Below are 5956 nucleotides of genomic sequence, written 5' to 3'. Positions count from 1 at the left end.
GCTGCGCTTTGCCTCTCTCGGCTTTGGCATCTGATCAGCCTTCGAAGAGGTGCGACTGCTTCGCCCATTCGCGCCACGGCGTTAGCTCGTAGTGCGGCATATCCCAGCCGTCCGACAGATTGCCGTCGCCGTTCCAGTCCCCGCCCCATCGAAGCGGGATGCCCTGCTCCTTGCCGATGCGGAGAACGACCTTCGACAGATTGATGAAGGACTGGCGGTTATTCCAGTCGTAGGGCGCCGGGAAGAGATCGAAGGCGATGGCCGGCACATAGTTGTGCGCCGACTGCCCAAACCGCGCCTTGCTCTTGCCCGTGGCAAAGGCGCGCTCTTGCGCATCCCTTCCCCGCGTGGCGTCGAGGATCCGAAAATCGATCTCCTTGATCGCCGCATTGGCAATGATCTTCAGTTTCGGGTGGCATTTCGACAAAGCAGCGAGAGACGCTGCGCCAAAGCTGGGCATCGGGATATCTCCAGATTGTGGGATGTGCGGGAAGGCCCGCTTCCGAGTGGAGGCAGGCTATAAGATGTTACTGAACGGTAACATTATTGCGCGCAGTTCTTGCCGGTGAGCGCGATCTGGTGCTGGAGCGCGTTGTCGAGCATCTTGTACTCGACGCGGTAGGAGTCCGCAGAGAAGTGAATGCCGTCTGTCGTAGAGCCTGGGGCGGCTTTGCCGTCGATCGTCAGCTTGCTATAGAGATCGACGTATTCGAGGGCGCGAGGGGCGGCGATCTGGTCACGAATGACGGCGTTTACCTCTTGAACCTGTTCAGGAGACCGCTTCTTGACGCTCATCTTCTCGGGCTCGATCGGCGGGACGCTGACCACGATAACCGTTGTCCCGACTTGCTTCAGGCGATCCACGATTTGCTTGTAGCTGCGCTGGAATAGCTTCAGATCAAACTGGAGGTCCGGCCCGAGATCGGGGTTGGAACCCAGCATGACAATAGCATATTTCGGTGCGCCACCCTGGATCAGCGTCTCAAGGTATCTGGTCATGCCGGTTGCGGTTATCCCGCCAAACCCGGCATTGACGATGGTGCAATCTCCAATCTTATTCCAGTAGAACCCCTCGGTGATGCTGTCGCCAATCATAACCGTTGCGTCAGGGCCGGCTATGGACCTGTGCATAAGGTAGATCGCTGATCTGACATCCCAGTGGGTTTCTATGGCTTCCATCTGAGATTCTTCGCAGCCTTACCGCGAAAACGCAAGATGGTACTACTGAAGAATTACGCGATCAAGAAACGCCATCGTGATCTGGCTATGGCCTCGGTCTGGTGGGTGAATGCCATCTGACGATCCGCTCGGGTCGTAGAATTCGTTTACCTCAACAAGCTCAACCAGGCAGCCGATGGCCTGGAAGCGAGAAACGACTTCCCCGATCAGGATGTTTGCAGCGTCGGCGATTTCCTTCGTCGCGACAGAACCATAGGCTGCCCAATCCGCCACATAGGGGATATGGCTGACCAAAACAGGCGCCTTATTGTCGGGGGTGACGGTTCCGACAAAGTCGACGACGGTATGTGCCGCGGTTGTGGTCGGATGGATGGTGATGGTATGCGAACCGGCGCCGAGGCCAGTGATCAGTTTCGCGGCAACGCCTGCCTGTATGTCGGTTTTCCCGAGGATATTGAAAGGGGAATGAACGCCGTCAATCTCGATATCCAGGTCCTGATAGTACCCTGTCGTGCCGTTGGTGGCATACGAGCCGATGACGACATTATCCCCTGTGAACGTCCACGACAGGGAAGCCGACATATTGCTGTTCGTATAGAGGGGTGTTCCCCCGAGAGAAAACGCCTTGCCGCCATATGCGTTGGAAAGTGCTGTCCATGTCCCTATCTTCGTCATGAGAGAAGCTGGCTTATAGGAGCCGAGGAACGCAGAAGCCAAGAACGCAGTCAGACCTTGCTCGATCTCTGCGAAAGCAGCCACGCCCGTCCCGCGGATGTCGTTCAGGCCGGCCATCCATGTGTTGGCGATAGTTCTCGCGCCGATGGCATGATTTTCGTAGCCGTTTCTGGCCGCTGTTTGCGCTCCCATATGACCGACGCCGAAATTATAGAACGGGCCGCCGACAATGCCGCGAAAGCGCGGTGCGAAGCCAACATTGCTTGTCGCATTATTGCCAACGGTGAAACTGTCGCCGAAAGCCTGTACGCCCTGCCCATAGGTGATATTGATCATCGGCTAACCCTTCCAGAGATCGACGTTCTGCGGCCATCCACATCGGAAATCCATGTTCCCGTGCCAGAGGAGACGAGACCGATCAGGGTGACGTAATGGTATCCCTCAGAAAGCCCCGATTTCATAGCTTGCGCCGAGAATGGGACGGTGTCGGAATTTGTCAGCGTGGCTTGGGATCCGCCAGGTTCCGTAGTCGTTCCGTCAAAAGCCAATGATGTTCTGTTCTGGCCGTTGGCTGCGCCGCTGATTACACTACCCGCGGCATTGGCCTGGACGACCTCCCCGGACCAGTTCAGGAATTCAGACCGGATTTCGGAGTTCAGTTCGACATATGACGTGCTTGTGGTCGCCCGGTTTGCCGTGAAGTTGCTGAACAGGCTGACTCCGGGGTCATTATACCATGACCGGACAAAACGCTGTTTCACCGTGTCGGACCACGCAGGCCCGGTGACAGGCCGCGCCATGCCGACAAGCGTGCGGGTGGCATCTGCGGTTTTGATGGATATGCCAGTGGTCGCATCAACAGCGGGAGCCGTGGCAGACGCCTCAAGCGTCATGGTGGCGCCGCTCATGAAGGCGTAGATATAATAGAGCGTCGATGGTGTTAGGGCTGTTGGAGCAAGAGTGATGCCGGCCGATGGGATGGAGTAGTGAACTCCGTTGATGGTCAGCAACTGGCCGCTGAAGCGAGAGAGGAGAAGATTGGCGCCAGACAGGGAGAGCCGGCATTGACCGAACGCCATCGTTGCCTTTGGCTGCACGATCGACCACATCTTGTTCGTAAAGAACGCCGAGCCATTGCTGATGATGAGGGCCGAGTAGCCATTCGGGATGATGATTGTGGTCGCGCCGTCGATGGTCTCAGAGGCATTCGGATCAACCGTCACATCGCCACCATCGGCAACCACTATCACGTGCCAGTTGGCGACGAGCGTGGCGACTGCGGTCAGGGAGAGTGTTGCAGCGGCCGTGAAGCGGAGAACGGCGTTGTTGTCGTTAAGTACAGCCGTGTAATTGCCAGACTTGGCAGCATAGACGACCTTCCCATCAAGGCCAGCCTTGAGCTGTGCCATAATTTCGCGCTCAGAATTATTAATGTTGGATGGTGGGCACCCTTCACCAATGAAGATTCCGCCCGCATCTGTATTGTTGTTCGCAACAACATCCCAGTCGAGGAAGCTATTCTTCGCCATTTGATCCTACTTCCTTGAAATGGTAGAATCACGAACGCGCCAAAGGCTTGCTGGCCGATGACGCGCTCTAACCAAGCCAACACGTTCGAGGTGTCAGAATGGCTGATCTACGTTTATGTTCTGTTCAAGACTGCGGCAAGCCGTTTAATGCTAAGGGCTTTTGCCAGAAGCATTACATCCGGTTTCTCAAGTACGGCGACCCGCTGTTCACAAAGACCAGCCCTGGCGGATACGTTCAGAAATACTTCGAGGAGGTCGTCTGCCAATATGAAGGCGATGATTGCCTAATTTGGCCGTACTCCCGGTCTGGCTCATCCAAGGGCTATGCTAGTTTCTGGCACAACGGCAAAACTTCTCTGGTTTGCCGCGTCGTTTGTGAAAAAGCGAATGGTGCGCCGCCAAAAAACAACCATGCTGCTCACACATGCGGCAATGGTCACCTAGGCTGCGTGACGAAACGACACCTTTCGTGGAAAACCGTGAAAGAGAATTCCGAAGATAAGATTGCTCACGGGACGCGAAGAGCAGGGCAGGAGAACGGAAACTCCAAACTGACGGAGTCTGACGTATTAGCAATACTGACGGCGAGTGGCGTGTCACATAGCCAACTTGCGAGGCAATACGGCGTATCCCAACCCCTCATTTCTAAGATCCGTCGCAGAGAGATGTGGAAGCACCTCTAATAAAGGCCCACGCCGCCTTTGGACATGGCGCGGGAGAATTGACCGGATGAACTCGAAACTGACTTGCCGTAATCGTTCAGGCCCTTGTCGTTCTTGCTGTTTGCCGATGGCTTCGGCGCGTCCGGGAAGAACGAGTTTTTCGCCACGTTCCGACCAAGAAGACCGCCGGCAATTGCCCCAAGAGGCCCGAGCGTCAGGCCGCCAAGGAGGCCACCCAAGACGCCGCCGCCGAGAGATCGGTTCTGCATCTGCTTGCCCATCTGGTCGGCCATTGCCTGCATCTCTGCGGGCGTGGAATGAGCCATAGGACCGCCGAGCAATCCCTGTTGCTGCTGGACCTGCTCCATTTCCGCGGGTGACATGAGACCGGAAGAGGCCCAGGATGGCCCGGCGGGAGCCTGAACGCTGGCCGTCCTGATCGAGGCCGGTTCAGTCGAAATCATCGGATCGGTATAGGCCGGAGCAGTTGGTGCAGCGGCTGGCGCTACCTGACCGGGCCAGTTCGTGGCGGGCGCCATGAGACCAGGGAGAACGCCTGCGTCGAGCTGCTGATCGAGAAGGCCGCGCTGGAGCTGTTGCGGGGTTGTCGCGACTGGTGCGGTCAACCCGAGGCGACCATCGTCGAAGGCGCTTGGCTGCTGCGGCTGATCGGGTTCGGAGAGCAGGTCGGAATAGTCGAAATAGGATGATGCGGGTGATGCGGGCGCTGGGTTGCCGAACCGGGATTGATCGAAGGTCTTGGCAGGAGCGCCGAAACGTCCGTTATCGAAGCTGACAGGAGTCACGTCGGACAATGCCTCCCTTTGAACGGGTGAGGATGTGGCGGGGAAGGAAGGAGCCTGATAGGAGGCTGGCGACAGGAGCGCGCTAAAGGGATCTTCGCTCGGGCGCGGGCTTGGCGTCGGCGGGTCGATAACCGACATGATGCCCATCTGCGGGCCGTAGTTGTTGCGGTCGATCGAGTGGAGCTTTGAGCTGTAATTGGGATCTGTCGCATAGGAGCCATAGCGACCATCTTTCAGCCCAGAAACGGCAGAATCAAAGTCATCCGCCATATAGCTCGAAGGGAAGTTCTTGTTGAGCGTCGATGACCAGTCGAGAAGCGAGGAAAGCGGATTGTCGTAGGCCCGGAAATTGGCCCTGGTAGTGACATTCTTGCCGTTAACGTTTTCCCATGTGCCGGCGTTCTTTACCGGGCCCTTCCATGAGGAGCCGGCCTTGACGCCGAAGTAGTTGTTCCCTACCGCGCTCTTGCCGTACCCGGTCTCAAGGGATGCCTGAGAAGCCGCAAGACGCGCCTGTGCATCGGATAACCCGGCCGCACGCGCATTATTGTAGACGCCGGAGTAAAACTCTTGCTGCCGTGACGCCATAAAAGCCTCACTTCCTGTGGAAGAATGTAATCTTTCAATTCCGGGGAATTAAAAGTTATATTCTTCGCGGTTGATGTGTGGGAATCTGTCAGCATTCGCACGAACACATGAGGATGCTTACGGATGGATAAGATAGCAGTCACAGTTCCTGAAGCGGTTCAGATCAGCGGTATCGGCCGAACCAATCTCTACAAGCTTTTCAAGGACGGCAGCCTTAAACCACGCAAGGCCGGCAACCGAACTCTTGTTATTGTCGAGGAGCTGAAGGATTACCTCAGAAATCTTCCGACTGAGGAGAAGTAAATGGGCCTGCAAGCTGAAGGAGACACCCAATGAAGATCCCCGACACAAACCCCGTTACAGACAGCATCATGCAATCTTTCAACGTTGACACTTGGGCCAAGCTTGAAGCTGTTATCGCTGCCGCGCTTGAAGCTGCTGCGAGAGGTGATATCAAAATCGAAGATGCCAAAACCATTATTGACGTGGGGATTGAACATGCTCGGATGTCGTTTCC

The 5956-nt window shown here is 56.4% G+C and carries 8 protein-coding genes; 3 read left to right on the top strand and 5 right to left on the bottom strand.

Annotated elements, in window-relative coordinates; translation table 11 throughout:
* Positions 1-34: 34 nt before the first annotated feature.
* The 4 genes from G9X67_RS34335 to G9X67_RS34320 all read right to left on the bottom strand — a co-directional run bounded on the left by G9X67_RS34335 (position 35) and on the right by G9X67_RS34320 (position 3383).
* A complete protein-coding gene (locus tag G9X67_RS34335; RefSeq protein ID WP_171600747.1) occupies positions 35-460 on the bottom strand; it encodes a M15 family metallopeptidase in 426 nt (141 codons plus the stop codon).
* 83 nt (positions 461-543) lie between these two features.
* Positions 544-1179 (bottom strand): GDSL-type esterase/lipase family protein, encoded by a 636-nt coding sequence (locus G9X67_RS34330; protein WP_171600746.1) that lies wholly within the window; start codon positions 1177-1179, stop codon positions 544-546.
* A gap of 42 nt (positions 1180-1221) precedes the next feature.
* Positions 1222-2190 carry a hypothetical protein gene (locus G9X67_RS34325; protein WP_171600745.1) on the bottom strand — a complete coding sequence of 323 codons (969 nt, stop codon included), beginning with the start codon at positions 2188-2190 and terminating at the stop codon, positions 1222-1224.
* Positions 2187-3383: a hypothetical protein gene (locus G9X67_RS34320; protein WP_171600744.1), complete on the bottom strand. Its 1197-nt coding sequence runs from the start codon at positions 3381-3383 to the stop codon at positions 2187-2189. The genes G9X67_RS34325 and G9X67_RS34320 overlap by 4 nt, the downstream gene beginning before the upstream one ends.
* A 98-nt stretch (positions 3384-3481) precedes the next feature.
* Here G9X67_RS34320 and G9X67_RS34315 point away from each other — a divergent pair, with 98 nt between their 5' ends.
* On the top strand, positions 3482-4066 hold the full coding sequence (locus G9X67_RS34315) for a hypothetical protein (RefSeq protein ID WP_171600743.1): 585 nt from the start codon (positions 3482-3484) through the stop codon (positions 4064-4066).
* Here G9X67_RS34315 and G9X67_RS34310 read toward each other — a convergent pair.
* Positions 4063-5439: a glucosaminidase domain-containing protein gene (locus G9X67_RS34310; RefSeq protein ID WP_171600742.1), complete on the bottom strand. Its 1377-nt coding sequence runs from the start codon at positions 5437-5439 to the stop codon at positions 4063-4065. The two genes, G9X67_RS34315 and G9X67_RS34310, sit on opposite strands and share 4 nt — an antisense overlap.
* Before the next feature lie 123 nt (positions 5440-5562).
* On the opposite strand from G9X67_RS34310, the gene G9X67_RS34305 reads away from it, so the two are divergent.
* Complete coding sequence (locus tag G9X67_RS34305; protein WP_171600741.1) at positions 5563-5742, top strand: helix-turn-helix domain-containing protein; 180 nt, start codon at positions 5563-5565, stop codon at positions 5740-5742.
* Positions 5743-5771: 29 nt separating this feature from the next.
* Positions 5772-5956, top strand: a 185-nt coding sequence (locus tag G9X67_RS34300; protein WP_171600740.1) for a hypothetical protein, incomplete at its 3' end; no start/stop codon positions are given.

This window comes from Rhizobium sp. WYCCWR 11152 (assembly GCF_013087615.1).
Classification (GTDB): domain Bacteria; phylum Pseudomonadota; class Alphaproteobacteria; order Rhizobiales; family Rhizobiaceae; genus Rhizobium; species Rhizobium indicum.
Note: the sequence above shows the minus strand (reverse complement) of the source record. Positions and strands in the feature narration are given on the sequence as shown.

Excerpts from the sequence above, each read along its gene's own strand:
- G9X67_RS34335 (WP_171600747.1), bottom strand. The coding sequence starts at position 460 with ATGCCCAGCTTTGGCGCAGCGTCTCTCGCTGCTTTGTCGAAATGCCAC.
- G9X67_RS34330 (WP_171600746.1), bottom strand. The coding sequence starts at position 1,179 with ATGGAAGCCATAGAAACCCACTGGGATGTCAGATCAGCGATCTACCTT.
- G9X67_RS34325 (WP_171600745.1), bottom strand. The coding sequence starts at position 2,190 with ATGATCAATATCACCTATGGGCAGGGCGTACAGGCTTTCGGCGACAGT.
- G9X67_RS34320 (WP_171600744.1), bottom strand. The coding sequence starts at position 3,383 with ATGGCGAAGAATAGCTTCCTCGACTGGGATGTTGTTGCGAACAACAAT.
- G9X67_RS34315 (WP_171600743.1), top strand. The coding sequence starts at position 3,482 with ATGGCTGATCTACGTTTATGTTCTGTTCAAGACTGCGGCAAGCCGTTT.
- G9X67_RS34310 (WP_171600742.1), bottom strand. The coding sequence starts at position 5,439 with ATGGCGTCACGGCAGCAAGAGTTTTACTCCGGCGTCTACAATAATGCG.
- G9X67_RS34305 (WP_171600741.1), top strand. The coding sequence starts at position 5,563 with ATGGATAAGATAGCAGTCACAGTTCCTGAAGCGGTTCAGATCAGCGGT.